General features: G+C 69.3%; 24 protein-coding genes and 1 pseudogene. 13 read left to right on the top strand and 12 right to left on the bottom strand.

Features of this window, described 5'->3' with window-relative positions:
* Positions 1 to 111 precede the first annotated feature (111 nt).
* Entirely contained in the window at positions 112 to 546 is a 435-nt protein-coding gene (locus ABUE11_RS16365) for a lysozyme inhibitor LprI family protein (RefSeq protein ID WP_367066443.1), read from the top strand.
* A 9-nt stretch (positions 547 to 555) separates the two neighbouring features.
* Here ABUE11_RS16365 and ABUE11_RS16360 read toward each other — a convergent pair whose 3' ends face one another.
* Complete coding sequence (locus ABUE11_RS16360) at positions 556 to 1,293, bottom strand: helix-turn-helix transcriptional regulator (protein ID WP_367066442.1); 738 nt, start codon at positions 1,291 to 1,293, stop codon at positions 556 to 558.
* Positions 1,294 to 1,415: 122 nt separating this feature from the next.
* Here ABUE11_RS16360 and ABUE11_RS16355 point away from each other — a divergent pair.
* The 4 genes and pseudogenes from ABUE11_RS16355 to ABUE11_RS16340 all read left to right on the top strand — a co-directional run bounded on the left by ABUE11_RS16355 (position 1,416) and on the right by ABUE11_RS16340 (position 5,242).
* Positions 1,416 to 3,318: pseudogene (locus tag ABUE11_RS16355) on the top strand (MFS transporter).
* Positions 3,319 to 3,474: 156 nt separating this feature from the next.
* On the top strand, positions 3,475 to 3,966 hold the full coding sequence (locus tag ABUE11_RS16350; protein WP_367066440.1) for a YiaA/YiaB family inner membrane protein: 492 nt from the start codon (positions 3,475 to 3,477) through the stop codon (positions 3,964 to 3,966).
* 59 nt (positions 3,967 to 4,025) lie between these two features.
* Positions 4,026 to 4,451 (top strand): hypothetical protein, encoded by a 426-nt coding sequence (locus ABUE11_RS16345; RefSeq protein ID WP_367068849.1) that lies wholly within the window; start codon positions 4,026 to 4,028, stop codon positions 4,449 to 4,451.
* 2 nt (positions 4,452 to 4,453) lie between these two features.
* Positions 4,454 to 5,242: a DUF2145 domain-containing protein gene (locus tag ABUE11_RS16340; RefSeq protein ID WP_367066438.1), complete on the top strand. Its 789-nt coding sequence runs from the start codon at positions 4,454 to 4,456 to the stop codon at positions 5,240 to 5,242.
* Positions 5,243 to 5,261: 19 nt separating this feature from the next.
* On the opposite strand, the gene ABUE11_RS16335 is transcribed toward ABUE11_RS16340, so the two are convergent.
* Positions 5,262 to 5,675, bottom strand: a complete 414-nt coding sequence (locus tag ABUE11_RS16335) for a PAS domain S-box protein (protein ID WP_367066437.1) — start codon at positions 5,673 to 5,675, stop codon at positions 5,262 to 5,264.
* Positions 5,676 to 5,797: 122 nt separating this feature from the next.
* On the opposite strand from ABUE11_RS16335, the gene ABUE11_RS16330 reads away from it, so the two are divergent.
* On the top strand, positions 5,798 to 6,910 hold the full coding sequence (locus tag ABUE11_RS16330; RefSeq protein WP_367066435.1) for a zinc ribbon domain-containing protein: 1,113 nt from the start codon (positions 5,798 to 5,800) through the stop codon (positions 6,908 to 6,910).
* Here the strand turns inward: ABUE11_RS16330 and ABUE11_RS16325 are convergent.
* A complete protein-coding gene (locus ABUE11_RS16325; RefSeq protein WP_367066434.1) occupies positions 6,877 to 8,337 on the bottom strand; it encodes a diguanylate cyclase in 1,461 nt (486 codons plus the stop codon). The genes ABUE11_RS16330 and ABUE11_RS16325 overlap by 34 nt on opposite strands.
* A 185-nt stretch (positions 8,338 to 8,522) precedes the next feature.
* Positions 8,523 to 9,695, bottom strand: coding sequence for a tRNA guanosine(34) transglycosylase Tgt (gene tgt / locus ABUE11_RS16320; protein ID WP_367066433.1), 1,173 nt, complete (start codon positions 9,693 to 9,695; stop codon positions 8,523 to 8,525).
* Between the two features lie 79 nt (positions 9,696 to 9,774).
* Between tgt and ABUE11_RS16315 the strand changes: the two genes are divergently transcribed.
* Positions 9,775 to 10,263, top strand: coding sequence for a universal stress protein (locus ABUE11_RS16315; protein WP_367066432.1), 489 nt, complete (start codon positions 9,775 to 9,777; stop codon positions 10,261 to 10,263).
* Between the two features lie 61 nt (positions 10,264 to 10,324).
* Here ABUE11_RS16315 and ABUE11_RS16310 read toward each other — a convergent pair whose 3' ends face one another.
* From ABUE11_RS16310 to ABUE11_RS16275, 8 genes are all read right to left on the bottom strand, one after another.
* Positions 10,325 to 10,711 (bottom strand): hypothetical protein, encoded by a 387-nt coding sequence (locus ABUE11_RS16310; RefSeq protein ID WP_367066431.1) that lies wholly within the window; start codon positions 10,709 to 10,711, stop codon positions 10,325 to 10,327.
* 123 nt (positions 10,712 to 10,834) lie between these two features.
* Positions 10,835 to 12,013, bottom strand: coding sequence for an NO-inducible flavohemoprotein (hmpA, locus tag ABUE11_RS16305; protein WP_367066430.1), 1,179 nt, complete (start codon positions 12,011 to 12,013; stop codon positions 10,835 to 10,837).
* A gap of 230 nt (positions 12,014 to 12,243) precedes the next feature.
* On the bottom strand, positions 12,244 to 13,386 hold the full coding sequence (locus tag ABUE11_RS16300) for a phospholipase A (protein WP_367066429.1): 1,143 nt from the start codon (positions 13,384 to 13,386) through the stop codon (positions 12,244 to 12,246).
* Positions 13,383 to 13,706: a hypothetical protein gene (locus tag ABUE11_RS16295; protein WP_367066428.1), complete on the bottom strand. Its 324-nt coding sequence runs from the start codon at positions 13,704 to 13,706 to the stop codon at positions 13,383 to 13,385. Before ABUE11_RS16295 ends, ABUE11_RS16300 begins: the two co-directional genes overlap by 4 nt.
* Positions 13,707 to 13,814: 108 nt before the next feature.
* Positions 13,815 to 15,878 carry a UvrD-helicase domain-containing protein gene (locus tag ABUE11_RS16290; protein WP_367066427.1) on the bottom strand — a complete coding sequence of 688 codons (2,064 nt, stop codon included), beginning with the start codon at positions 15,876 to 15,878 and terminating at the stop codon, positions 13,815 to 13,817.
* A 206-nt stretch (positions 15,879 to 16,084) separates the two neighbouring features.
* Complete coding sequence (locus tag ABUE11_RS16285; protein ID WP_367066426.1) at positions 16,085 to 17,275, bottom strand: ABC transporter substrate-binding protein; 1,191 nt, start codon at positions 17,273 to 17,275, stop codon at positions 16,085 to 16,087.
* Positions 17,272 to 17,757, bottom strand: a complete 486-nt coding sequence (locus ABUE11_RS16280; protein WP_367066425.1) for a universal stress protein — start codon at positions 17,755 to 17,757, stop codon at positions 17,272 to 17,274. Before ABUE11_RS16280 ends, ABUE11_RS16285 begins: the two co-directional genes overlap by 4 nt.
* Positions 17,754 to 19,070, bottom strand: coding sequence for a citrate:proton symporter (locus ABUE11_RS16275; RefSeq protein ID WP_367066424.1), 1,317 nt, complete (start codon positions 19,068 to 19,070; stop codon positions 17,754 to 17,756). Before ABUE11_RS16275 ends, ABUE11_RS16280 begins: the two co-directional genes overlap by 4 nt.
* A gap of 65 nt (positions 19,071 to 19,135) precedes the next feature.
* On the opposite strand from ABUE11_RS16275, the gene ABUE11_RS16270 reads away from it, so the two are divergent.
* The 6 genes from ABUE11_RS16270 (at position 19,136) to ABUE11_RS16245 (ending at position 25,305) form a co-directional block, all read left to right on the top strand.
* A complete protein-coding gene (locus ABUE11_RS16270; protein ID WP_367066423.1) occupies positions 19,136 to 20,086 on the top strand; it encodes an AEC family transporter in 951 nt (316 codons plus the stop codon).
* A gap of 7 nt (positions 20,087 to 20,093) precedes the next feature.
* The gene (locus ABUE11_RS16265; protein ID WP_367066422.1) at positions 20,094 to 21,725 is read left to right on the top strand and encodes a glycosyltransferase family 39 protein; all 1,632 of its coding nucleotides are present in this window, start codon (positions 20,094 to 20,096) and stop codon (positions 21,723 to 21,725) included.
* A complete protein-coding gene (locus ABUE11_RS16260) occupies positions 21,722 to 22,759 on the top strand; it encodes a glycosyltransferase family 2 protein (protein ID WP_367066420.1) in 1,038 nt (345 codons plus the stop codon). Before ABUE11_RS16265 ends, ABUE11_RS16260 begins: the two co-directional genes overlap by 4 nt.
* 2 nt (positions 22,760 to 22,761) lie before the next feature.
* A complete protein-coding gene (locus tag ABUE11_RS16255; RefSeq protein ID WP_367068848.1) occupies positions 22,762 to 23,172 on the top strand; it encodes a GtrA family protein in 411 nt (136 codons plus the stop codon).
* Positions 23,169 to 23,984 carry a ChbG/HpnK family deacetylase gene (locus ABUE11_RS16250; protein WP_367066418.1) on the top strand — a complete coding sequence of 272 codons (816 nt, stop codon included), beginning with the start codon at positions 23,169 to 23,171 and terminating at the stop codon, positions 23,982 to 23,984. Before ABUE11_RS16255 ends, ABUE11_RS16250 begins: the two co-directional genes overlap by 4 nt.
* A 343-nt stretch (positions 23,985 to 24,327) precedes the next feature.
* The gene (locus ABUE11_RS16245) at positions 24,328 to 25,305 is read left to right on the top strand and encodes an alpha/beta hydrolase (protein ID WP_367066417.1); all 978 of its coding nucleotides are present in this window, start codon (positions 24,328 to 24,330) and stop codon (positions 25,303 to 25,305) included.
* Positions 25,306 to 25,412: the final 107 nt, after the last annotated feature.

Below are 25,412 nucleotides of genomic sequence, written 5' to 3'. Positions count from 1 at the left end.
TAGTATTGGAGGGTGCGCGGCCGCGCCCCGCGGCTCGCGCGGGCCATGTGCGCGAGCCTGCCCGACGCCCGGGTCGAGTCGTTGTCAACATGGTTCAACCGAGGAGTGATGATGCAGAAAGCCCTGTTTGCCTGCGCTGCAGCAATGCTTGTTTCTGTCGGCGTCGCGCCGCAGGCCCGTGCGGCCGATGACCTGTGCTTTGAGAAGGCCCAGACCCAGACGCAGTTGACGGCCTGCGCGGCCGACGCGCTCAGGCGCAACGATCAGGAGCTCAACCGCCTGTACCAGCAGATGCAGGGCCGGCTCAAGGGTGATGACAAGATGCGCCAGCGCCTGACCGAGGCGCAGCGCCGGTGGATCGAGTTTCGCGATGCCGAATGCGCCTTCACCACGGCAGGGACCATGGGCGGCAGCATTCACGCGATGAACCTGAACAACTGCCTTGCCGAGCTCACGCGCAACCGCGTCATCGAGCTGCAGAACCATCTGGCATGCGGCAAGGGGGCCGACGAGCAGACCGCGCTCGAATGCGCGCTGCCCCGATAAGGTGCGGTGTCAGCCTGCGCGCCGCATCTGCGCGAAGGCCGCAAATTCCCAGCTGCGCATGGCCAGCAGCAGCGTGTAGCCTTCGCGCTCCTGCTCGGGCAGGCGCTGGTCGGCCAGGTGCTGCTGGGCAAAGTCCTGGGCCACGCGCTGCAGGCGCTCGACCAGCGCGGGCGCCAGGCTGCGGGCGATGGAGCCATGCACCAGCATCAGGCCCTCGCCGGCGCCGTCGAAGCCGCCGCCGAAGTAGTCGAGCAGCGCGTGCTCGCGAAAGAACTCCATCACCGGGCCGTGCGGGCGCCAGCGAAAGGTCTTGGCGAGCTTGAGGCGGTAGCGGTTGAGCGGGCGCAGTTCGATGATGCCGATGCGGTCGAGCTGGGCGAGGTATTTCACGGCCTCGGCCTCGCTCAGGCGGTAGGCGGCGGTGATCTGCTCGAGCGTCCACTGGCTCAGCACGCAGATGGCCATGAGCAGCAGCTTCTTGTCGGCCACCACGGCGCGCTCCTGCTCCTGGCTCAGCTCGGCCAGCAGCGGCTGGCTGTCGGCCACGCGCCGCGCGAGGTCGGCAAAGTCCAGCCGGAGCGCGCGGCAGATGGCGTCTATGCGCGACAGCGGCATGTCGCCGCGCGCGAGCATGCGCTTGACGCTGGATTCGGCCATGCCCAGGGCCTGGGCCAGGTCGGCATAGGTCATGTGGGCGGCCTTGAGTTCTTTTTTCAGGGCCTTGATCAGGTCTGCGGTGGTGCTCATGCCGGGGTGGGTATCAAGTGGTGATACCACGAGTGTGGTTCAAGCCACAAAGTCCCACAAGCTGCGGCGTTGTCCGGGCTTTTTGCGCACAATGCGCTGCACTTCGACACCGGCAGCCCTTCATGAGCGACACCCATTCCAACCAGTTTGCGCTGCTCGGCCAGCGCCGCTTCGCCCCGTTCTTCTGGACGCAGTTTGCCGGCGCGGCGAACGACAACCTGTTCAAGTTCGCCTTCACGGTCATGGTCACCTACCAGCTGCAGGTGGCGTGGCTGCCGCCGGCCATGGCGGGGCTGGTGATTGGCGCGCTGTTCATCCTGCCGTTCCTGCTGTTCTCGGCCACGGCCGGGCAGATCACGGACAAGATCGAGAAGACGCGCATTCCGCTTCGTGAAGAACCTGGAGATCGCCATCATGCTGCTGGCGGGCGCGGGCTTCATGGCGGGCAGCGCGGCCGTGCTGCTGGCCTGCGTGTTCCTCATGGGGCTGCATTCCACGCTGTTCGGGCCGGTCAAGTTCGCCTATCTGCCGCAGGCCCTGAACGAGCGCGAGCTCACGGGCGGCAACGGCATGGTGGAGATGGGCACCTTCGTCGCCATCCTGCTGGGCAATGTGGCCGGTGGCCTGCTCGTCGCGCTGCCGGACGTGGGCCATGGCGCCGTGGCCGCGGCCTGTCTGGCGCTGGCGCTGGCCGGGCGGCTGGTGGCGCAGTTCATCCCGCGCGCGCCCGCCACCGACCCGGGCCTCACCATCAACTGGAACCCGGTGAGCGAGACCTGGCGCAACCTCAAGTTGGCGCACGAGAACATCGTGGTCTTCCGCTCGCTGCTGGGCATCAGCTGGATGTGGTTCTTCGGCGCGGTGTTCCTCTCCCAGTTCCCGAGCTTTGCCAAGGAGGTGCTGCATGGTGACGAGCAGGTGGCCTCGCTGCTGCTCGTGGTGTTCTCGGTGGGCATAGGCGTGGGCTCGCTGCTGTGCGAGGTGCTCTCGCGCCGCCATGTGGAGATAGGCCTGGTGCCGCTGGGCGCCATCGGCATGAGCGTGTTTGCCATCGACCTGTACTTCGCCTCGCGCGGCCTGCCGGCGCGGCCCACCATGGGCCTGGCCGCGTTCCTGGCCCAGGGCGCGCATTGGCGCGTGATGCTGGACTTGCTGCTGCTCTCGCTGTTTGCGGGCCTGTACAGCGTGCCCATGTACGCGCTGATCCAGATGCGCAGCCAGAGCACGCACCGCGCGCGCATCATCGCCGCCAACAACATACTGAATGCGCTGTTCATGATCGCCAGCGCCGTGCTGGCCGGCGCGCTGCTGTCGGCGGGTTTCACTGTGCCGCAGGTGTTCCTGTTCACGGCCATTGCCAACGCCATCGTGGCCTTCTACATCTTCATGCTGGTGCCCGAATACCTGCTGCGCTTCTTCTCGTGGGTGCTGTCGCGCTGCATCTACCGCTTCAGGGTGCGCGGCGACGAGCATCTGCCAACGCAGGGCGCGGCCATCCTGGCCTGCAACCATGTGAGCTTCATCGACGCCGTGCTGCTCATGGCCGCGAGCCCCCGGCCCATCTACTTCCTCATGGACCACCGCATCTTCCGCATCCCGGTGCTGGGGGCGATCTTCAGGCTGGCCAAGGCCATACCCGTGGCGCCGCAGAAGGAAGACCCCGCGACCTACGAGGCCGCGTTCGAGCGCGCCGCCCAGGTGCTGCGCGAGGGCGACCTGCTCGCCATCTTCCCCGAGGGCGGCATCACGCGCGACGGGCAGCTGCAGGAGTTCAAGGGCGGCATCATGAAGATCATCGAGCGCGCGCGCGCCGATGGCGTGGATGCGCCCGTGGTGCCCATGGCGCTGACCCATCTCTGGGGCTCGTTCTTCAGCCGCATAGAGCAGGGCGGGGCCATGGTGCGGCCGTTCAGGCGCGGGTTCTGGAATCGCGTGGGGCTGAACGTGGGCGAGCCCCTGGCCGCGGCCAGCGTGCAGCCCCATGCGCTGCGCGAGCGCGTGGCGGCTCTGCTGGAGCTGGGTTGATGGCTCTGGGTTGATGGCATGGCCATGGCCGGGTGAGAAGTATCTTCAAACGATACTGATGGCATGAATTCATAGATCAAGTGCAAAAATCAGCCGGCTTCGGCCGGCCTGCGCGGCACCATGGCGCCCATGTTCAACCCACTGAGTGCCGCTGCCATGCAAAACCTCTCCTCCATCCCCCCACGTGACACCCGCGCCTGGCAGCTCCAGGTCTGGGCCTCGTTCGGCATTGCCCTCGTGCTGTGCGCCGTCGGCCTGGCCTGGCTGCCGGGCGAGCCGCTGGCGCGGGCCTTCATGTTCATGGGCTATGTGTTCTGCCTGTCCACGGCCTTTGCGCTGGCCAAGTTCGTGCGCGACAACCAGGGCGGCGCGGCCCGCGGCGCCGGCGACACGCCGCTGTGGAAGCTCGTGGTCTGGGGCGGCTTTGCCACGGCCATGGGCCTGACCGGCTGGGGCCTGTGGGGCATGGCCATCAACCCGACCTACAAGGCCTTTCTGGGCGTGAGCTGGCTCTACCTCATCACCAGCGCCTTCACCCTGGCCAAGATGCTGCGCGACCGCCATGAGGCCGACCTGTTCGAGGCGCGCCTCGCGGGCCGCCGCGAGGCTGCCCGCGAAGCCGCCCGAGACAGCGACCGCGACGCCTGAGCCCATCCACAGTCCACAAGGAGACGATCATGACCCTGCATGACTTGCGCAAGACCCTGATGGCCGCGGCCCTGGCCTGCGGCCTGGCCTGGGGCCTGCCCGCCAGGGCGCAGAGCGAGGCCTCGGCCGCGCTGTCGCTGATGCCCGTGGCCTCGGTGGTCGCGTCCACCGGGGCGGCCTCGGCGGCAGCCGGAGCGGCGGTGGTGCTGCCCGCGGCGCTGTCGGTGGCCGGCGCCGTGCTCACGGTGCAGGCCGTTGAGGTGTCGGCCAACGCCACCGTGTATGTGCTCGAGCGCGCATCGGACGGGGCGCGCGTGAGTGTCGAGGTATCGGGCCGCGCCGCCACATCCGCCGTCCACGGCGTGGGCACGGTGGTCGCCTGCAGCGTGATAGGCACGGGCGTCATCCTGTCGGCCGCGGGCGAGGTGCTGGCCTTTGTGCCCAATGCCCTGGGCCGGGCGCTGCTCTACAACGAAAGGCTGTGACCATGCGTACCGTGCATCGTGTGATCTGGGTCGCCGCCATGCTGCTGGCGGCCGGGGCGGCGCAGGCGGGGCGCTCGTGCGAGCAGCGCAAGCCCAGCGTGCAAACCATAGAGCGCGGCATGCAGCTTGCGAGCGGCACGGCCCGCGCGCTCGACGCCAGCGGCGCGCGCGTGGTGCTGCTCGCGCGCGCCGGGCAGGACCTGTCGGCCTACGGCCTGCGCTATTCGCACCTGGGCTGGGCCTACAGGACGGACGATGGCCTGTGGCGCGTGGCGCACAAGCTCAACGACTGCGGCACGGCCAGCGGCCACCTCTACCGCCAGGGCCTGGGGGAGTTCTTTCTCGACGACCTGTGGCGCTACGAGGCCGTCTGGGCCGTGCCCACGCCCGAGGTGCAGCAGCGCCTGCTGGCCCTGTTGCAGGACGGCGCACGCACCACGCTGCTGCAGCATGCGCCCTACAGCATGGTCAGCTACGCCTGGGGGCTGCGCTACCAGCAGTCCAACCAATGGGCGCTGGAGACGCTGGCCGCGGCCATGGAGCCCGAGACCGTGCGCACGCGCGCGCAGGCCCAGGCCTGGCTGCGCTTCAAGGGCTATGCGCCCTCGGCGCTGCGCATCGGGCCGCTCACGCGGCTGGGCGGGCGCATGACGGCGGCGAACGTGGCCTTCGACGACCACCCGAACGAGAAGCGCTTTGCCGACCGCATCGAGACCGTCACCGTCGATTCGGCCCTGGCCTGGCTGCAGGCCGCGCGCCTGGCCGGCGCGCCGCAGCGGCTGGTGCAGTAGGGGCCGCGGCGTGCAGGACTTACCCGCCCGCCTTGCGCCGCGCGAGCTCGGCCAGGTAGCGCTCGGTCACGTCGCGCGCCATGGCGGCCGAGCCCAGCGTCTGGCCGGCACCGTCGGTGACCACGCAAAAGCTCATGTCCACGTAGAGCTTGCGCCCGTCCTTGTGCCTGCCGCGCGTGGTGCGCACCTCGCGGCCGCAGTGGCCGCGCGCCAGCGCCCGGTCGTAGCCGCGCCAATGGGCCTCGCGCAGGTGCTCGGGGATGATCAGGTCCAGGCTCTGGCCCAGCGCCTCGTCGGCGCCAAAGCCGAACAGCGCCGCGGCGGCCGGGTTCCAGGCCCGGATGATGCCGTCGCGGTCGGCGTAGATCAGCGCGTCGGCCACGTCGGCGACGATGCGCTCCCAGGGGATGGTGGGGGTGGGTTCCGTGCTCATGACGGCCATTGTGCGCGCGGCGCCCGGGTGTCATGCAGATATTTAGATAAAAATGGGCTCTGGCGCTTATGTATAGTGCGCAGGCAGCTATCAATTCAGTAGTTATCAAGTGGGAAGGCACTATGAGCAAGGCATTGCGTCTGTCGGAAAAATGGTTTCGCCGCGGCCTGTGGCTGGTGGCGCTGGTGTTCGCCAGCTTTCTGATCGGGCTGGGCGGCACCATCGTGGGCGACCTGCCGCGGGTGGAGCGGCCCCTGCAGCTCGACGACTTCCTCGACAAGCCGGCGGCCGAGCGGCTGCGCCAGCAGGTCCGGGACGCGGGCGAGGCCGAGCAGGCCGCCCAGGCGGCGCTGGAGCAGGCGCGGCTGCAGCATGCCAAGGCACGCAGCGACACCCAGGCCGAGCGCGAGGGCTATGCCAACTGGCTGGCCGCGCGCAGCGCCACGCAGCGCGCCGAGCATGACCCCGAGGTGATCGCGCGCACGCGCGCGCTCGACGCTCTCAAGGCCGCCGAGCACAAGGCCCAGCAGGCCGTGCAGGCCGAGCAGCAGGCGCAGCTCGACGCGCGCCAGAGCGCCCAGGCCGCGCGCCAGCGCCTGGGCGAGATGGAGCGCGCGGGCCGGGAACGGCTCACCGCCGAGCGCCATCGCGTGGAGCTGCGCGTGTTTCTCTACCGCCTGGCGCTCACGCTGCCGCTGCTGATCGTGGCCGGCTGGCTGTTCGTGAAGAAGCGCAAGGGCATGTACTGGCCCTTCGTCTGGGGCTTCATCTTCTTCGCGCTGTTTGCCTTCTTCGTCGAGCTCGTGCCCTACCTGCCGAGCTACGGCGGCTATGTGCGCTACATCGTCGGCATCGCGCTCACGGCGCTCGTGGGGCGCTACGCCATCGTGGCGCTCAACCGTTACCTGGAGCGCCAGAAGCAGGCCGAGGCCCTGCCCGAGCGCGAGCGGCGCAAGGAGCTCGGCTACGACGTGGCGCTGGCGCGCCTGGCCAAGGGCGTGTGCCCGGGCTGCGAGCGGCCCGTGGACCTGAAGGACGGGGCGACGGACTTCTGCCCGCATTGCGGCATAGGCCTGCATGTGGCCTGCGGCAGCTGCGGCGCGCGCAAGAGCGCCTTCACGCGGTTTTGCTTTCGCTGCGGCGCGGCGCAGGAGGACGCGGCCAAGGACGCAGGCCATGGCGGGCCGGCAGAGCCGCGGCCTCAGACGGGCGCGGCCTCCCGCATGTCCACATAGGGGCGCACCTGGTCGCGCCCTGCGGCCTTGGCGCCGTACAGCGCCTTGTCGGCCCGCGACAGCAGCCGCTCGAGGCTGTCCTCCGCGCCGACGCGCCGCACCTGGTACAGGCCGGCGCTGAGCGTGACCTGCAACGCGCCCCCCTCGGGCAGGGCAAAGCGCTCGGCCTTGAGCTGCTCGCGCAGGCGTTCGCCCACGGCCAGCGCCTGGGCGTGGGAAAGATGGGGCAGGAACACGGCGAACTCCTCGCCCCCCAGTCGACCGAACAGATCCTGCGGGCGCAGATGCTGCTGGGCCATGGCGGCGAATTGCTGCAGCACCGCGTCGCCCTGGGCGTGGCCATGGCGGTCGTTGATCTGCTTGAAATGGTCCAGATCGAGCATCAGGACGGCGACGCTCGCGCCTTCCTCACGCAGCCGCTCCAGCATGCGGTCGCCGCGCTCCATGAGCGCACGGCGCCCCAGCGTGCCCGTGAGGAAATCGTGATTGACGGCGTGGTTGAGCTTTTCCAGCGCCTGCAGCCGCAGCGCGTAGGCGCAGGCCACCGCCAGCGGCGCCACCGACAGCAGCCCCATGCCCATGCGCAGCGACACCACCTCCCACAGGTGGTTGTGCGTGAACGAGAGCGCGCCCAGCGCCGCGAAGGCCGTCTTCCAGCCATAGAGCAGCAGGTTCAGCACCGTGATGGGAAACACCCCATAGGCCATGGCGCACCAGACCAGGGCCGGCATGACGAAGCCCAGCGAGCCCGGCCCGCCCACCAGCACCGTCACGACCTCCGACACCAGCAGCGCCAGCAGCGGCATCAGCGGTGGTCTGGGGCGCCCGCGCAGCGGCAGCATGGCGTCCTGCAGACGCCATTGCCAGGGCCAGCCCCGCGGGGCGGCCAGCAGCACGGGCGTGACCAGGATGAAGTTGAAGAACTCCGAGAACATCCACATGGCCGCGGACTCGACCAGCGAGATATTCAGGAAATGGCTGCCCGCGGGCCCGCCGACCAGCGCGCACCCCGTTGCGGCTACGGTGCAGCCCGCGAGCAGGTGCAGCACCGAACGCTGGTGGCGCAGATGCACGACCGCCTCGGGCAGGCGCGACAGGTAGAGCCAGCCCGCCAGCACGCCCGCCAGGTTGCCCAGGTTGAGCGCCAGGGCCTTCTGCCATGAGGTGCCGGTGATCATGTCGGCCGCCACAAAGGCCGCGAGCGACCAGAGCCAGGTGCCGGGCGCTGCCGCCCAGCGCGGGTGGCGCAGCAGCAACCCCAGCAGGATGGCGTTGGCCGGCCAGAAGGCCGACAGGTAGTTGATGGGGCGGCTGAAGATCCCCACCAGACTGGCCAGAAAGACACAGCCCGCGAGCAGCAGCTGCGCGCGCCACAGCGACTGCGTGGCGGGCGGCGCTGCAAGGGCGGGGGCTGTGCGTTCCGGCATCAGCGCTCCACAGGCGGCCACGCCCGGCCCTGGCGGCGCATGCAGGGGCGGCGGGTCTCGATGGCGGGTGGGAGAGGGGGAGGCATGGTCCGTCGGCAGCAGGGGCATCCAGGCGAGCGCCGGCCGGGATGCAAGAGGTGGCGTCAGATCAAACCGCGCATTTTGCGCAATTGGGGCGCTTTCGGCTACACCCCGCGTGCCCTGTCCGCCTTGAAGCGGGCGCGGAACTCGGCAAAGCGCCCGGCGTCGAGCGCGTCGCGGATCTCCTGCATCAGGTTCAGGTAATAGTGCAGGTTGTGGATGGTGGTGAGCATGGGGCCGAGCATCTCGCCACAGCGGTCCAGGTGGTGCAGATAGGCGCGCGAGAAGCCGCCGCGGCCGCCGTCCTGCCAGGCCACGCCGTCCTTGCCCGCGCAGGCGTGGCAGGTGCAGCTGGGGTCGAGCGGCTGGTGGTCACTCTTGTGGCGCGCGTTCCTGATCTTGAGGTCGCCGTAGCGCGTGAACAGCGTGCCGTTCCTCGCATTGCGCGTGGGCATGACGCAGTCGAACATGTCCACGCCGCAGGCCACGCCCTCGACCAGATCCTCGGGCGTGCCCACGCCCATGAGGTAGCGCGGCTTGTGCGCGGGCAGGCGGTGCGGCGTGTGCGCCATGATTTGCAGCATCTCGTCCTTGGGCTCGCCCACGCTGACGCCGCCGATGGCGTAGCCGGGAAAGTCCATCTCCACCAGGGCCTCGAGCGACTCCTGGCGCAGGTGCTCGAACATGCCGCCCTGCACGATCCCGAACAGCGCATTGGGATTGGAGAGGCGCTCGAACTCGGCCTTGGAGCGCACGGCCCAGCGCCGGCTCATCTCCATGCTCTTGCGCGCCTCGTGCTCGGTGGTCTTGTGGCCGTTGGTCTCATACGGCGTGCATTCGTCGAGCTGCATGACGATGTCGGAGTTCAGAATCGTCTGGATCTGCATGCTGACCTCGGGCGACATGAACAGCTTGTCGCCGTTGACGGGGCTGGCGAAGTGCACGCCCTCCTCGGTGATTTTGCGCATCGGGCCCAGGCTCCAGACCTGAAAGCCGCCTGAGTCGGTCAGGATGGGCTTGTGCCACTGCTCGAAGCCATGCAGGCCGCCAAAGCTCTGCATGATGTCCAGGCCCGGGCGCATCCAGAGGTGGAAGGTGTTGCCCAGGATGATTTGCGCGCCCATGTCGGTGAGGCTTTGCGGCATCACGCCCTTGACGGTGCCGTAGGTGCCCACGGGCATGAAGATGGGGGTTTGCACGACGCCGTGGTTGAGCGTGAGGCGGCCGCGGCGGGCGTGGCTCGAGGGATCGGTTTTCAGCAGGTCGAATTGCAGCATGGGCGGCATTTTCCCAGACCCCGCAGGGTGGGCGCTGGCCTACACTGAACGCATTGAAGTCCCCAAGGAGAGGATCGCCATGCTGAGAATCATGATTGCCGTCGACGGCTCCGAACTGGCGCTCGATGCCGTGCGCCACGCCCTGATGCTGATGCGCCGCGGCGGCCTGCAGGCCACGCTGGTGCTGGGCCATGTGCAGGAGGAGGCCAGCTTCATGGAGCTGGCCACGCGCGGCGCCGACATGGTGGCCGCCGCCAGCGTCGAGGCCGGGCAGGACCTGCTCGCCTCCGCCGTGGCGCTGGTCGAGGCCGCGGGCGTGCCCTACGAGACCGAGATCGGCCTGGGCTCGCCGGCCGCCACGCTGGTGGACATGGTGGAGCGCTGCGGCTGCGATGCGCTCATCGTCGGCGCGCGCGGCATGGGCGGGCTGCGCGGCGCCTGGCTGGGCTCGGTGTCGCAGGACCTGGTACACCACAGCCCGGTGCCCGTCACCGTGGTCAAGCACGCCGAGCCGCAGGAGCTGCCCGATGAGGACGACGAGGGTGAAGACGAGGATGAGGCGGCGTGACGCCTCGAATGGTCAATCCCGCGAAAGCGGGCAGCCACGGTGGTGAAGGCGGTGGAGTCCTTCAGGCCGCTTTTCTCCATTGCTCCGCGCCGCGCTGCAGCTTGCCGTGCGGCAGGCTGGCCAGGCGCGCGAACAGGCGTGCGCAGTAGCCGCTGATCCACAGGCATTTGTTGAGCTCGTCCACGGGCAGCGGGCCCGAGACGACGACGATGCCGTTGGCCTCCTCGAGCGCGCCCGCGGCGCGCAGGCGCCGGCGCTGGTGCGCCGCCCAGGACTGGATGCGCGCGGGGCTGCCATGCTGGTGCATCTGGCCCGTGCGCCGGTCGAAGGCAATGGCCACGCTCTCGGTCCTGAGCCTGCAGCGGCGCTCACCCGTGACGGTGCTGGGCGCCTCGCGCATGTCGTACAGGCAGTAGCTGCCGGCCTTGAGCTCGTAACGCAGGTCCATGGTCTCCTCCTTCGCCGGCATTGTGGCGGGAAGGGCCCGCGCGCAAAGCGCTGAGAACCGAGCAAAACCGGGGCCAAATCGACTCTGATGTCGGCGCCGCGGGGCGCAGAGCTTCTTGAATGCTCAGGCCAGCGCCTCGGCGGGGCCGAAGAACTCGTAGTGCACCTGGCTGTCGGGAACGCCCAGGGCCTTGAGCGACTGCTTGACCGAGCGCATGAAGGGGCGCGGGCCCAGGAAGTACACATCGGCGTCGCGTGACGTGGGTAGCCATTCGCCCAGGCGCTGTGTGGTGAGATAACCCTCGGCGTCCACGTCGTCTCCTGATTCGGCGCGGTCATAGCAGTAGTAGCGCGTGAGCTGCGGGTGCTGTTCGGCGAGCTGGTCGATGCGCTCGCGGAAGGCGTGCACCGCACGCTCGCGCGCGCAGTGGATGAACACCACCGGACGCTCGCTGGGCAGGGCCGCGGCCAGCATGGGCAGGGTGGGGGTGATGCCCACGCCGCCGCTGATCAGCACCACCGGCCGGTCGCCTTCCTTGAGCGTGAAGTGGCCGGCCGGCGGAAAGACCTGCAGCCGGTCGCCCACATGGACCTGGTCGTGCAGATAGTTCGAGGCCTTCCCGCCGGGCTCGCGCTTGACGCTGATGCGCAGGCTCTTGCCGTTGGCCGGGGCCGACAGCGAGTAGTTGCGGCGCTGCTCCTGGCCGTCGATGTACAGCCGCAGGCCGATGTATTGGCCCGGCTGGTGTCTCACCACGGCGCCGCCATCGGCGGGCACCAGATAGAGCGAGGTGATCTCGGAGCTTTCCTCCACCTTCTTCTCGACCACGAAGCTGCGCTCGCCGCGCCAGCCGCCCTCGGCCGCGGCATTGCTGTCATAGGCCCGCGCCTCGGCGGCGATCAGGATGTCGGCCAGTTGCTGGTAGGCCGCACCCCAGGCATCGATGACCTCGTCGGTGGCCACCTCGGCGCCCAGCACCTCGCGGATCGCGCGCAGCAGACAGGTGCCCACGATGGGGTAATGCTCGGGCAGCACCTGCAGCGCGACATGCTTGTTCACGATCTGCGCGGGCAGGTTGCCCAGGGCCTCCAGGCGGTCGATGTGCTTGGCGTACATCAGCACGCTGTGGGCCAGCGCGCGTGGCTGGGCGCCGCTTTGCTGGTGCGCGGAGTTGAAGAGCGGGCGCACCTCGGGGTACTCGCCCAGCATGGTCTTGTAGAAATGGTTGATCAGTGCCTCGCCTCCAGTCTCCAGCAGGGGAACGGTGGATTGGACAATGGCGCGTTGGCGATCGGTCAGCACGTAGAAAACTCCTGGGGTAGAAAAACAGTCACCGGACACCGGAGGACGTCCGACGAGCGCATCAACAGGGAGCGTGGGCGGCGTAAGTGGCCCGGGCCGAGGGGGGCGATTGTTCACCGACTTCCTGTCCCACAGCGGCGTCATGGGCATGCTCATCGGGCTCGCCAGGGGGCGCGCCAATGACATGTCGAGCATTTTGGGGGCCCGGCCCGCACGCGGGGCCGGGAGGCTCAGAAGTCCACCAGGCTCACGCCCACGCTGAACATGGTGCGGCGGCGGTTGTAGTCCACCAGGCTGTCGCCATAGCCCGAGAACAGCTGCGTGTGCAGGCGCAGGTTGCTTGGTTTGCCCAGCAGGCTGCTGCCCAGGGTCTGCAGCCATTCCAGGCGCACCGAGCCGCGCGCCACCGAGCCCAGCGAGTGGCGTGCCGTCAGCGACAGGGTGTTGTCGGGGTTGGGGTTCCAGGCCAGGGACAGCTCGGCGCGGCCGATGTAGCCGCTGATGCCGGGGTTGTCGTCGTCGGCGGCGCCCTCGGGGATGCGCTTCCAGATGCGGCCCGAGAGGCGCCAGCGGTCGCCCTGCTCGATGCCGGTCATCAGGTAGACGCGGTTCCAGCTGCGCGACAGCGGCAGGCTCTGGCCATTGGACTGGTGCACCAGGCCCAGGCCGCTGTAGCGCCAGCGCCAGCCCCAGGGCAGGTTGGCCGTGGTGGGGTAGACGTAGACGATCTCGGGCTCGTGGTCGGTGGTGCGAAACGGGCGCGAGATCCCGGGGCTGAACAGCTGCCAGTAGGACTGCTGGGTGTAGCCGAACCAGAGCGAGTCGCGCGCCTCGGGATCCGGGTGCGGCAGCAGGCCCTTGGCGAGCTTGGTGCGCACCGACAGCTGCACGCGCATCTCGGTCCTGCGGTAGTCCACCGTGCTGCTGGCGTTGTTGATCGGGTTGGACGAGCGGGGCTGCCGGTTCACGCTGCTGCCATGGACCACGGACACGCTCATGGGCCGGTAGCCGCGAAAGCGCAGCGTGCCGCAGTCGGTGCCCGACTCCAGCTCCCAGAAACGCGACATGGTGGTGTGGGCCGTGCCACGGCAGCCCTCGCCCTCGTCTTCCGGGGGCACGGGCGGCGCGGCCTGGGTGGCCAGCTGCACGGGTGCCGCGGGGCTGGCGCTCGGCGGGTGATCCTGGGCCGAGGCCGCGGGGGCCTGCCATGCCTGGCGGCCCGCCCATTGGTCGAAGCACGCGAGCCGCGCCTGGCCGTCGGCAAGGGCGCTGCATTGGCGCCAGCCGGCGTCGCCATGCGCCGCGGGCTCCTGCGCCAGGGCGGGCAGCGCCATGGTGGCGCCCAGCAGGGTGGGGATGAGTGCGCGCCTCATGGTCGGTCGAGCTTGCGCAGCGTGAAGGCAAACGGGCGGTCGGCCTCGTCGGTCCATTCGCCGCGGATCTCGCGCGCGCAGCTGCCCTCGACGACGTCGCCGAACCAGTTGCCGCTGACGTGCGTGCCGTCGCGCGACTCCTCCATGGTCAGCTGGCCCTGGTGTACGTCGCCGACCACGATGGCGCTGTAGCCCGGGCGCAGGATGCGGCCCTTGACCGTGCCGTCCCACTCGGGATGGGGCGCGAGCTCGAGCACGATGGGGCCGCTCTGGCCGGGCATGTCGGCCTGCCAGCGGCCTATGAGCTCGGGCTGCTCCATCTGCGTCGCCGTGGGGCAGGTGGGGCGCGCGGATTTTGAATGATTTTGGGCGCAGGCACTTATCAGGCAAGCGCTGACAGCTATCAAAATAGAAGTTCTAAACATGTTTCAGGGATTGGCCGCGGGCGCGGCCTGGGCCTTGGCGGCAAATTCGGCGCGCAGCTTGCGCAGTTTTTCGCGCGGGTCTTCGCGGCTGGTGGCGGCGTCGAGCTTCATCTCGGCGATGAAGCGGCTCGGCTGGCAGGCCACCATCTCGCGGCCCTTCTTGCGCTTCTTGGTCCAGCTCACGGCCAGCGTGCGCTGGGCGCGCGTGATGCCCACGTACATCAGGCGGCGCTCCTCCTGCAGGCGTGCGGCGATGTCGTCCGTCACCTTTTGCTGGCGGCCCTCGTCGTCGTCGAGCTTGAAGGGCAGCATGCCCTCGGTCACGCCGACCAGCACCACATGCGGCCATTCCAGGCCCTTGCTGGCGTGCAGCGTGGACAGCACCACCATGTCCTGTTCCTGCTCGCGCTCTTGAATAGTGGACAGCAGGGCGATGGTCTGCGCGACCTCGAGCAGGCTCTTGGTCGGCGTCATCGTGGTGGCGGCCGTGTCGTCGATCTGGCCGCCCGCGCGCTGGGCCATCCAGTCGCAGAACTCCAGCACATTGCTCCAGCGCGCGGCGGCGACCTTCTCGCTGTCCTCGCTGTCGTAGATGTGCTGCTCGTAGCCGATTTCCTTGAGCCAGTCGGCGAGGAAGGCGCGCGCGTCCTCGGCCCCATGGGTGTGGCGCGCACGGTGCTCCAGGTCGTTGATGAGGCGGCCGAACTCGTGCAGCCCGTCCATGCCACGCTTCGGTATCACGGCCGGCAGCATGGCGTTGAACAGCGCGCCGAACATGCTTTGCTTGTGCTGGGTGGCGAACTCGCCCAGCGCCCCCAGCGTGGTGTGGCCCACGCCGCGGCGCGGGCTGGTGATGGCGCGCAGAAAGGCCGGGTCGTCGTCGTTGTTGATCCACAGGCGAAACCAGGCGCACAGATCCTTGATTTCGGCGCGGTCGAAGAAACTCGTGCCGCCCGAGACCTTGTACGGGATGTTGGCGCGGCGAAGGGCTTTCTCGAACGGCTTGGCCTGATGGTTGGCGCGGTAGAGGATGGCGAAGTTCTTCCACGCCGGCGGCGGGTTGGAGCCGGCGCGCAGGCCCTGGATGCGGGCCACGGCGCGCTCGGCCTCGTGCTCCTCGTTGTCGCAATCCACCACGCGCACGGGCTCGCCCTCGCCGAGTTCGCTGAACAAGGTCTTGGGAAACAGCTTGGGATTGGGGCCGATGACGTTGTTGGCCGCGCGCAGAATGGCCGAGGTGGAGCGGTAGTTCTGCTCGAGCTTGATGACCTTGAGCGCGGGGAAGTCCACCGGCAGCTTCTTCAGGTTGTCCAGTGTCGCGCCGCGCCAGCCGTAGATGCTCTGGTCGTCATCGCCCACGGCCGTGAAGCGCGCGCGCTCGCCCACGAGCAGCTTCAAGAGCTCGTACTGCGTGGCATTGGTGTCCTGGTATTCGTCGACGAGCACATGGCCCAGGAGGCGCTGCCATTTTTCACGCACCTCGGCGTGGCCGCGCAGCAGGCGCATGGGCATGCCGATCAGGTCGTCGAAGTCCACGCTCTGGTAGGCCGTGAGGCGCTCCTCGTAGCGCTGCATGATGAGGGCGATGCTGCGCTCGTGGTCGTCCTGGGCCATGGCCAGCGCACGGCGCGCGTCCCAGCCCTGATTCTTCCAGTTGCTGATCGTCCACTGCCATTGGCGTGCCGTGGCCACGTCGGCGGTGCCGCCCGCGCAGTCCTTGAGGATGCCTGTCACGTCGTCCTGGTCCAGGATGCTGAAAGACGGCTTCAGGCCCAGCACATGGCCGTCCTCGCGCACCATGCGCACGCCCAGCGCGTGGAAGGTGCAGACCAGCACGTCCTTGGCCTGGCGGCCTATGAGCCCGGCGGCGCGCTCACGCATCTCGGCCGCGGCCTTGTTGGTGAAGGTGATGGCGGCGATGCGCCGCGGCTGCAGGCCCGTCTCGATCAGGCGCGCGATCTTGTGCGTGATCACGCGCGTCTTGCCCGAACCCGCCCCGGCGAGCACCAGGCAGGGGCCTTCGGTGTAGTGCACGGCTTGGAGCTGGGCGAGATTGAGACCGGACATGGGAGAACAGGAAAGGCTGAAGTGGCAATGTCTGTTGGTTCCCGTCATCCCCGCGAAGGCGGGGATCCAGGCGTCACCCCAATCCTTGGTTTGTCACTGCTGTGGATCCCCGCCTTCGCGGGGATGACGGCCGGCTGTCCAAGTATGGGGCGCAATCAACGGATGTCGCTACCTGAGCCCAAAGAAGAATCGGGCGAAACCCGCGATTATCCCCGCCCCGGCCCCGGCCCCCTCACCCCCATGGCCGCCCGCCAGCGCAGGATGAAGTCGCGGTACGCGGCGTTGGCCAGAGGTGCCGCCAGCTCCGGTGCCAGTGCCACGGGACGGGCGCGCGCGCCCAGCAGCTTGCGCAGCGCCGCGCCGGTGGTCTCGCCCCTGGCGTCCTCGCGCAGCGCGTAGAGGCGCGAGGCACTGGCCATCACCGACTGCCCGCGCTGCGACAGCAGATAGTCCAGCCACAGGCGCGCGGCGTTGGGGTGGGCGGCGCGGGCGTTGAGCAGCAGCACGCGCGAGGTGACCAGCGTGTAGTCCTCCGGAAAGACCACGCCCAGCGCGGGCTCGTCGTGCGCCTGCGCCACGGTATAGGCGCCCAGCAGGTTCATGCCGAAGCGCGCGCGGCCCGTGGAGAGCTGGCGCACCATGGCGGCGGTGGTCAGCAGCAGGTGCGGCCGCGAGGCCCCCAGGGCCTGGGCCGTGGCCCAAAAGGTGTTGCCGTCGGCGGCCGCGTCCTGCGTCGCGAGGAAGTAGCCCAGGCCGGATTTCTGGATGTCGTAGCTCACCACGCTGCCCGCCATGTCCCTCTGCCCTGCCAGCCACGGCGCCAGCGCCGCGTGGCTGCGCGGCGCCTCGGCCTCGGGCAGGGATGGTTTGTGGTGGGCGAAGACCACGGGCTCGTAGGTGGTGGCCCACAGGCGGCCCTGCCACTGCGCCCAGGCGGGCAGGTGGGCCCGCTCGGGCGAGTCGTAGGCCAGCGCGTGCCCGGCCGTGGCAAGCGCCACCATGTGGTCCATGGCCGAGCTCCAGAGCACGTCCGCGGCCTCGCGGCCGAGCTGGTTTTCGGCGATGAAGCGGTGGTAGAGCTCGGTGCTGCCCAGGTCCTCGTAGCTGACGGAGACGCGCGGGTACAGGCGCCGGAAGTCCGCGACGAGGGGCGCGGCCGCGCGCTCGTCGGTGGTGGAATGCACGATCAGGCTGCCCTCGTCCTCGGCGGCGCGCACGGTGGTGGCGTAGGCGGCCGGGTAGCCCGCGGGTGGTCTGGCGCGCGGGGCGTAGTGGAGCAGCTCGTTCTCGGCCTGCGCGAGTGCTGCCAGGGGCGACAGGCCGAGCGTCGTCATGCCGCCGAGGGCATGGCCCAGCATGGCGCGGCGGGAGAGGTGGGCCGGGCGGCTGCGCATCATTCCCCCACGGGTATGAGCAGCAGCGGCTTGCGCGTGCGGCGCAGCACCTCCTGCGTGGCCGACCCCAGCAGCAGGCTGGCGAGCACGCCCTTGCCGCGCGAGGCCATGAGGATCAGGTCGGCATGGCCCCGGTCGGCCTCGTCCAGGATGGCCTGCGGCACATCGTCACCCTCGTGCACTATGAGTTCGGTGACGGGCTGGCGCGGTGCGGCGCCGCCACGCGCGGCGTAGAACTCGGCGATCTGCGCCTCGATGTGCGCCAATGTGCGCACCGCGCGCTGGTCGTGGTAGCGATCGAGCGCGGGCTGCGGCACATGCTCTTCGAGATCGATCAGCGAGCGCTCGCGCTGGTCCTCGATCACCGTGAGCACGCGCAGGCGCGCGCCCAGGCGGTCGGCCAGGCCGATGGCGTAGGCCAGCGCGGCCTCGCAGCCCTCGCCGAGATCGGATGCGTAGAGGATGGTGCGGATGTCGTGGTTCATGGTGCGCTCCCGACCAGTGGAATGACGCCGAGGACGAGCATGGCCGCCAGCATCACGAAGGCGGCCGACAGCGCCCACAGCAGCGTGAAGCGCTGGTGGTCACCGAACTCCACGCCGGCCAGCCCCACCAGCAGATAGGTCGAGGCCACGAGCGGGCTCAGCAGGTGCACCTGCTGGCCCACGAGCGAGGCACGCGCGATCTCGGTCGCGCCAATGCCATAGACCGCGGCCGTCTTGGCAAGGATGGGCAGGATGCCGAAGTAGAAGGCGTCGTTGGAGATGAAGAAGGTGAACGGGATGCTGAGCACCGCCGTGACCACCGCCATGTACGGCCCCATCCAGTCGGGCACCATGGCGATCACGCTGTTGGCGATGGCGTCGACCATCTTGGTGCCCGAGAGAATGCCCACGAAGATGCCGGCGGCAAAGATCAGCGAGACCACGGGAACGATGTTCACGGCATGGGTCTCGAGCCGCTCCTTCTGCTGCTGCAGGCTGGGGTAGTTGAGCATCAGCGCGATGGCCGACGCCACCATGAACAGCACCTGCAGCGGGAATACGTCCATGACCAGCAGCACCATGAGCGCGAGCGTGAGCAGGGCGTTGACCCACAGCAGCCGCGGTCGCGTCAGCGTGGGGTCGCCGCCCGTGACCTCGGCGATGGACTGGCTGCTGACCTGCGCGTCGCCCAGGCTCACGGCGCCCAGCCGCCGGGCCTCGCGCCGCCCCAGGATGAAGGCGACGAAGGTGCACCATGCGGCCGTGATCACCATGGGCGCGATCATGGGCACGAAGACCTGGCCCATCTCCACGTTCAGTGCGCTCACCGCGCGTGCCGTCGGGCCGCCCCAGGGCAGGATGTTCATGAGCTGGCCGGCCATCATCACCACACAAGCCAGCACCAGGCGGTTGAGGCCCAGGCGCTGGTACAGCGGCAGCATGGCCGCGCAGGTGATCATGTAGGTGGTGGAGCCGTCGCCGTCGAGCGACACGCCCGCGGCCAGCAGAAAGGTGCCCACGACGATCTTGGTCGGGCTGCCGCCCACGATGCGCAGCACCAGCCTGACCACCGGGTCGAACAGGCCCGCGTCGATCATGATGCCGAAGTAGAGGATGGCGAACATCAGCATCACGCCCGTGGGTGCGAGCTTCTTGATGCCGTCGAGCATCATCGGCCCCAGGCTCATGCCGAACCCGCCGAGCAGGCCGAACACGATGGGTACGAGGATCAGCGCCACCATCGCCGACAGGCGCTTGGTCATGATCAGCGCCATGAAGACCAGAATCATGGTGTAGGCGAGCGTGGTCAGCATTGCGATCCCTCCACGATGGCGAGGCTTGCATGGTAGCGGAAGGCGCGTCGGCGAGAATGCCGCCCGTGCTCTCCGTACTGTTGGTCACATTTCCCTTCTTCGCCCTCGTGCTGTGCGGCTACCTGGCCACGCGCGGCGGGGCGCTGCACGCGTCCGCCATCGGCGGGCTCAACGGCTTTGTGCTGTACTTCGCGCTGCCCGCCATGCTCTACCGCTTCGGCGCGCAGACGCCCATCGCCCGGCTGCTCGACCCGGCGGCGGCCGGCGTCTACCTGCTGTGCGCGTGCCTCATGGTGGCGGGCACGGTGGCCCTCACGCTGCGCCGCAGGGGCTGGAACGATGCCGCCTTCGGCGCCCTGGTGGCGGCCTTTCCCAACACCGGCTTCATGGGCCTGCCGCTGCTCGTCGCGCTCATGGGCGAGGCCAGCGCCGGCACCGTGATCGTGGTGCTGACGGTGGATCTGGTGATCACCAGCTCGGCCTGCATTGCGCTGTCGCGCCTGGAGGGCGCGGGCGCGCATGGCGTGGCCGTGGCGCTCAGAAACGCCGCGCGCGGCATGGCCGTGAACCCCATGCCCTGGGCCATTGCGCTGGGCGGCCTGGCCTCGGCGCTGCACTGGCGGCTGCCCGCGCCCGTGGACCAGACGGTGGCCATGCTCGCGGGCGCGGCCTCGCCCGTGGCGCTGTTCACGATTGGCGCGGTGCTCGCGCGCTCGCAGATGAACCAGCATGAACATGTGCCGCCGGGCCAGTATGTGCCGATTGCGCTCGCCAAGTTGCTCGTGCATCCGCTGCTCGTCTGGGCCGTGGCGCGCCTGGCCCAGGCGCTGGGTGCGCCGCTGTCCGACTTCACGCTCGCCGTGCTGGTGCTGCTCGCGGCCCTGCCGAGCGCGAGCAATGTGTCGCTGCTCGTCGAGCGCTTTGGCGCGCATGGCGGGCGCGTGGCACGCATCATCATGGTGTCCACGGCGCTGGCCTTCATCAGCTTTTCTGCGGCCGTGGCGCTGCTGACCTGAAATTCCAATGTCCTCCTCCGCTTCCCTGGCAACTGCTGCCGCGCCCGCGCCCCGCGTCCTGTTCTGGCTTGTCGGCGCCTGTCTGGTCTGGGCCGGCGTGTCCTGGCTGGCCAGCGCCAACCTCGACGGCTACAACGACATGCTGGAGAACTACGCCTGGTCCCAGCCGCTGCGCTGGGGCACGCACAAGCACCCGCCGTTCTTCGCCTGGGTGGTGGGGCTGTGGTTTGCGCTCTTGCCGCAGAACGATCTGGCCTACCGCCTGCTGTCCTACGCCAACGTGTTCGTGGGGCTGCTCGGCGTGTGGGCGCTGGGGCGACGCCTGAAGCTCGGGGCGCTCGCGCCCTGGGGTGCGCTGCTCCTGCTGTGGAGCCTGCCCTACACGAATCTGGCGGGCAAGTTCAACGCCAACAGCCAGCTGCTGTCGCTCTGGCCCTGGGCCGCGGCGCTGCTGCTCGCAAGTTGGCAGGAGCGCGGCTGGCGCGGCGCCTGGTTCAGCGCCTGGCTGGGCCTGGTGGCCGCGGCCTGCATGCTCAGCAAGTACTACAGCGGGGTGTTCCTGGCGGGCTTTCTGCTGCCCATTCTTGTGCACCCGGACGGCCGGCGCTGGCTGGCCACGCCCCGGCCCTATCTGGCGCTGGCGGTGTTCGGTCTGGCGCTCTGGCCCCATCTGGCCTGGGTGGCCTCGCACGACTGGGCGCCGCTGGGCTATGCCATGGACCAGGGCGGCGGGCGTGCGTCCTGGCGCTATGTGGCGCGCTTTGCGCTCGCGCCGCTGTTCTACTGGCTGCCGGCCTGGCTTGCGCTGTGCCTGGTCTGGGCACGCGTGCAGGCGCGCCACGACGGCACGCCCTGGCCGCGCCTGGCCGCGCGCCTGCTGCTGCGCAGCTGGTGGCCGCAGGGCGGCAGCGACGTGCTGTTCTGGCTCGCCTTCATGCCCTGGGCGCTGACGTTGGCCTTTGGCGTGGCCGGCGTGGTGGAGCTGTCCACCCCCTGGGCGATACCGATCGGCTATGCGTTTGCGCTGCTGTGGCTGCGCAACCTGCAGCAGCAGGCGCCAGCGGCGGCCGACCGGGTGCGCGAGCGCCTGGCGCGCGCCTGGTGGCCGGTGCTGGCCGTGGTGCTGCTGCTGGGCGTGGTGGCGGCCACGGTGAGCGCGTTGCGCGGCGACAGGGGCTACTACCGGCCCACGCAGGATGCCGCGCGCGCCATCGTGCAGGAATGGCAGGCGCGCCACCCCGGCCAGCGGCTGGCCTGGGTGGGCGGCGACTGGGCCGAGAACGCCATGCTGGCCTTCTACGCACAGCCGCATCTGCTCACCATACCGGGCCTGCCCGATACCGACATCGCGCGCCTGTCGGCCCTGGGCGACTGGCGGCGGGACAACGGCCTGCTCCTGTGCCCGCTGGGGCCCGTGGCCACGCCGCAGCCGGCCACCGATTGCCAGCGGCAGGCGCAGGACTGGCTGGCCGCGCGCGGCCAGGCACCACGGCCCCATGTGCTGCGGCTGCAGCGCAGCGGCTGGCGCTTTCCGCGCCCGCAGGCCTGGGCCTATGCGGTCTATGACGTCGATGCCGCCCCCGCACACGCCAGTGCGGGTCAAGACTTGGAAGAATCCTTGGGACAATCGCCGCCATGACCGAATCCGCCGCCCCCTACCGCGTCACACCGCGCAGCGACTACTACGCCGAATACGCGCCGGCCGCGCCGCCGGCCCCGCTGCCGCGTGCGCCCCTGCGCCTGAGCTGCGTGGTGCCCGCGCACAACGAGGAGAGCACCCTCGAGGCCTTTGTGCGTGCGCTCGCGCAGGCGGTGCAGCGGCTCACGCCCGAGTTCGAGATCATCGTCGTCAACGACGGCAGCAGGGATGCCACGCACGATATCGCGCTGCGCCTGGCTGCCGAGCTGCCGCTGCGCTACCTGGCCCTGTCGCGCAACTTCGGCAAGGAGGCGGCGCTGTCCGCGGGACTGGCGCATGCGCGCGGCAATGCCGTGCTGCTCATCGATGCGGACTTCCAGCACCCGCTGGAGCTGCTGCCGCAGATGCACGAGCTGTGGCTCGCGGGCTATGACATGGTCTACGGCGTGATCGCTGACCGCGCCGCCGAGAGCGGCACCAAGCGCCTGGGCACGGGTGTGTTCTACGGCCTGCTCAACGCCGGCAAGAAGGTCAAGGTGCCGCCCCATGCGGGCGACTTCCGCTGGATGGACCGGCGCGTGGCCGACGCCCTCAACGCCCTGCCCGAGCACCACCGCTTCATGAAGGGGCTGTACGCCTGGGTGGGCTTTCGCTCCGTGGCCCTGCCATTCGTGCCGCTCGACCGCGCTGGCGGGCAGTCGAGCTTCAGCCTGCGCAGCCTGGGCTCGCTGGCGCTGCTGGGCCTGACATCGTTCACCACGCTGCCGCTGCGCATGTGGAGCATCGTCGGCGCCATGGTCGCCGCGCTGGCGCTGCTGTACGGCCTGTGGATCGCGCTCGACGCCCTGCTGTTCGGTGTCAGCGTGGCCGGCTGGCCCACGCTGGCGGCCGGCATCATGCTGTTCTCGGGCGTGCAGCTCATGTCCATCGGCATCCTGGGCGAGTACATCGGGCGCATCTACGACGAGGTCAAGCAGCGCCCGACCTACGTCGTCGCGCGCGACGAAGACCGCAGCCCCTGGCGCGACGCATGAGCGTGGCAAGCCTTCTGGCGCGGCGCCTGGCGCTGCTGCCCCAGCCGCTGCAGTTCGTGGTCGTGGGCGGCTGCGCGGCGGCCACGCATCTGGCGGTGGTGGCGCTGCTCGTGCAGGCCACGCGCATGGCGCCGCTCGTCGCCAACGTGCTGGCGTTTCTCGTGGCCTTCGTCGTGAGCTACAACGGCCACGCGCTGCTCACCTTCGCCAGCGCGCGTGCGCGCGGCTGGGGCGTGGTGGCGCGCTACTTTGCCGTGGCCTGCCTGTCCTTCGTGGCCAACGAGCTGCTCTACGCCATCGCCCTCGACTGGCTGCACTGGCATTACCTGTGGAGCCTGGCCGGCGTGCTGGTGCTGGTGGCCTTGGCCACCTTTGTGCTGGCCAAGTTCTGGGCCTTTCGGAGGCGCGCATGAACGGCGCCGGCCGCGGCCTGATCCTCTGCGCCGACGACTACGCGCTGCATCCGCTGGTGGACGAGGCCGTGCTGCGCCTGGCCGAGGCCGGCCGCCTGTCGGCCACGAGCTGCATGACCACCGCCCCCGGCTGGCGCGCCGCCGCGCCACGGCTTTTGCCCCTGCGCGCGCGCCTGCAGCTGGGCCTGCACTTCAACCTTACCGAGTCCCACGGCGGCGCCTGCGAGGCGCGCGCGCTCGGCCCGCTGCTGGCCGCGGCCTATCTGCGGCGCCTGGCGCCCGCGCGGGTGCAGGACGCCTGGCGCGCGCAGCTCGACGCGTTCGAGGACGCGATCGGTGCGCCGCCCGACTATGTCGACGGCCACCAGCATGTGCACCAACTGCCCGGCGTGCGCGCGGCCATGCTGGCCGAGCTGCGGCGGCGCTATGGGGCGCAGAACCTGCCCTGGGTGCGCTCCACGGCGCCCGCGGGCGCGCTGTGGCGCGACCCCAAGGCCGGCGTCATCGCGCTGCTGGGCGGCTGGACGACCACACGCAGGCTGCGCCGCGCGGGCCTGGCCATGAACCAGGGCTTTGGCGGCGTCTACGGCTTTGACGCGCCCAGCCCCGAGGCCTACGGCGCGCACATGCGCGCCTGGCTTGCCCAGATGGGCGAGGGCGGCCTGATCATGTGCCACCCCGCGTCCGCCGAGGTCGAGGGCGACGCCATAGGCCGCCAGCGGCCCGTGGAGTTTGCCTACCTGATGTCCGATGCGTTTGCGCAGGATCTGCGGCAGCTGGGCTGTCGCGTGCTTCAGAAACGGCTCAAGTAGCGATGCCTGCGAAACCCACCGTCATCCCCGCGCAAGCGGGGATCCACCGCAGTGACGAAGCAACTGCTTGTGTGGCACCTGGATCCCCGCTTGCGCGGGGATGACGGGTTCCCCTTCATCACCCAGCGCTACGACGACTTGGCCGCCTACGCCACCAAGAAGCGGTGACCCGCCCGCGGCCGGCCGCCATTCATTCTCCCTGTTCGCATTCGCAGGCGCCGCACTGCTGGGCTGTGGCAGTCCGTCGCATCCCTTGTACGATGCGCTCCATAAACCGGGTGCGCGGCAGCGCGCCCATGCCCATGCCCATGCAGGCGCCCACAATGTGCAGCGGAGAGAGACAATGATTGAGTGGACCCACCGGCACACCGACATCAACGGCATTCACATGCATTACGTGGAGCAGGGGGAAGGGGTGCCGGTGGTGTTGTGCCATGGTTTTCCTCACCTCTGGTTCAGCTGGCGCCATCAGATCGCGGCACTGGCGGCGGCCGGCTGGCGGGTGATCGCGCCGGATATGCGCGGCATGGGGCAGACCTCCGCCCCCGCCGAGGTCGAAGCCTATGGCGTCGACCCCATCGTCGCCGACCTGCTTGGGCTGCTCGACCATATCGGCGAACAGCGGGCGGTATTCGTCGGCCTGGATTTCGGCGCCTTCGCGGTGTACGACCTGGCGCTGCGCGCGCCCGAGCGCGTGATCGCGGTGATCGGGCTGGAGAATCCCGCCGCGCCCCACAATCCCGACGTGCCGCCGTTGACGGAGTACGCCGAGATCGCCAAGCAGCATTTCCTCCATATCGAATATTTCCGCGAGCCGGGCCCGGCGGATGCGGCGCTCAACGCGGCGCCGCGGGAATTCCTCAACAAGGTGTTCTACGCGCTCAGCGGCGATTACGAGATGGCCGCCGTGTTCAGGCACCCGCCCGGCACCACCTATCTCGACGCACTGCCGGAACCGCCGCCGCTGCCGTGGCGCTGGATGAACGATCTGGAGATGGAGTATTTCGTGAGCGAGTACAGTCGCACCGGTTTCACCGGTGGATTGAACTACTACCGCGCCATGGACCTGAAATGGTCCCAGCGCAAACCCTACGAGGGCGTGCAGAGCCGGGTGCCGGCATTCTTCATCGGCAGCGAACGCGATATCGATCTCGAAGCCTTCCACGGCGACGATCCCATCTCGCTGATGCGTGCCCAGTTCCCTGATCTGCGCGAGGTGGCGATGATTCCCAACGCGGGCCACATGGTGCAGATGGAGTGCCCGGATGAGGTCAACCGCTACCTGCTGAAGTTTCTGGACAGTCTGCGCGGCGAGATCTGATCCGCGAGAGACGGCAAATATGCGCTGGACACCACCTGCGCTTGTCTGTCATGTGATGCAAGTAAAAAAACGCCCCAAATGGGGCGTTCTCGTCAGGGCCTGCACGC

The sequence above is a fragment of the Oryzisolibacter sp. LB2S genome (assembly GCF_040732315.1).
In the GTDB taxonomy this organism is placed as follows: domain Bacteria; phylum Pseudomonadota; class Gammaproteobacteria; order Burkholderiales; family Burkholderiaceae_C; genus Alicycliphilus; species Alicycliphilus soli.
The sequence above is the reverse complement of the archived record's forward strand: the minus strand, read 5'-3'. Positions and strand labels throughout refer to the sequence as shown.

What these genes read in the sequence shown, in the direction of transcription:
- ABUE11_RS16345 (WP_367068849.1), top strand. Translation starts at nt 4,026, where the DNA reads ATGGCCGCGGCCCTGGCCTGCGGCCTGGCCTGGGGCCTGCCCGCCAGG.
- ABUE11_RS16315 (WP_367066432.1), top strand. Translation starts at nt 9,775, where the DNA reads ATGCTGAGAATCATGATTGCCGTCGACGGCTCCGAACTGGCGCTCGAT.
- ABUE11_RS16245 (WP_367066417.1), top strand. Translation starts at nt 24,328, where the DNA reads ATGATTGAGTGGACCCACCGGCACACCGACATCAACGGCATTCACATG.
- ABUE11_RS16265 (WP_367066422.1), top strand. Translation starts at nt 20,094, where the DNA reads ATGTCCTCCTCCGCTTCCCTGGCAACTGCTGCCGCGCCCGCGCCCCGC.
- ABUE11_RS16310 (WP_367066431.1), bottom strand. Translation starts at nt 10,711, where the DNA reads ATGGACCTGCGTTACGAGCTCAAGGCCGGCAGCTACTGCCTGTACGAC.
- ABUE11_RS16325 (WP_367066434.1), bottom strand. Translation starts at nt 8,337, where the DNA reads ATGCCGGAACGCACAGCCCCCGCCCTTGCAGCGCCGCCCGCCACGCAG.
- ABUE11_RS16295 (WP_367066428.1), bottom strand. Translation starts at nt 13,706, where the DNA reads ATGGAGCAGCCCGAGCTCATAGGCCGCTGGCAGGCCGACATGCCCGGC.
- ABUE11_RS16260 (WP_367066420.1), top strand. Translation starts at nt 21,722, where the DNA reads ATGACCGAATCCGCCGCCCCCTACCGCGTCACACCGCGCAGCGACTAC.
- ABUE11_RS16285 (WP_367066426.1), bottom strand. Translation starts at nt 17,275, where the DNA reads ATGATGCGCAGCCGCCCGGCCCACCTCTCCCGCCGCGCCATGCTGGGC.
- ABUE11_RS16340 (WP_367066438.1), top strand. Translation starts at nt 4,454, where the DNA reads ATGCGTACCGTGCATCGTGTGATCTGGGTCGCCGCCATGCTGCTGGCG.
- ABUE11_RS16300 (WP_367066429.1), bottom strand. Translation starts at nt 13,386, where the DNA reads ATGAGGCGCGCACTCATCCCCACCCTGCTGGGCGCCACCATGGCGCTG.
- ABUE11_RS16330 (WP_367066435.1), top strand. Translation starts at nt 5,798, where the DNA reads ATGAGCAAGGCATTGCGTCTGTCGGAAAAATGGTTTCGCCGCGGCCTG.
- ABUE11_RS16280 (WP_367066425.1), bottom strand. Translation starts at nt 17,757, where the DNA reads ATGAACCACGACATCCGCACCATCCTCTACGCATCCGATCTCGGCGAG.
- ABUE11_RS16360 (WP_367066442.1), bottom strand. Translation starts at nt 1,293, where the DNA reads ATGAGCACCACCGCAGACCTGATCAAGGCCCTGAAAAAAGAACTCAAG.
- ABUE11_RS16250 (WP_367066418.1), top strand. Translation starts at nt 23,169, where the DNA reads ATGAACGGCGCCGGCCGCGGCCTGATCCTCTGCGCCGACGACTACGCG.
- tgt (WP_367066433.1), bottom strand. Translation starts at nt 9,695, where the DNA reads ATGCTGCAATTCGACCTGCTGAAAACCGATCCCTCGAGCCACGCCCGC.
- ABUE11_RS16335 (WP_367066437.1), bottom strand. Translation starts at nt 5,675, where the DNA reads ATGAGCACGGAACCCACCCCCACCATCCCCTGGGAGCGCATCGTCGCC.
- ABUE11_RS16365 (WP_367066443.1), top strand. Translation starts at nt 112, where the DNA reads ATGCAGAAAGCCCTGTTTGCCTGCGCTGCAGCAATGCTTGTTTCTGTC.
- ABUE11_RS16275 (WP_367066424.1), bottom strand. Translation starts at nt 19,070, where the DNA reads ATGCTGACCACGCTCGCCTACACCATGATTCTGGTCTTCATGGCGCTG.
- ABUE11_RS16290 (WP_367066427.1), bottom strand. Translation starts at nt 15,878, where the DNA reads ATGTCCGGTCTCAATCTCGCCCAGCTCCAAGCCGTGCACTACACCGAA.
- ABUE11_RS16350 (WP_367066440.1), top strand. Translation starts at nt 3,475, where the DNA reads ATGCAAAACCTCTCCTCCATCCCCCCACGTGACACCCGCGCCTGGCAG.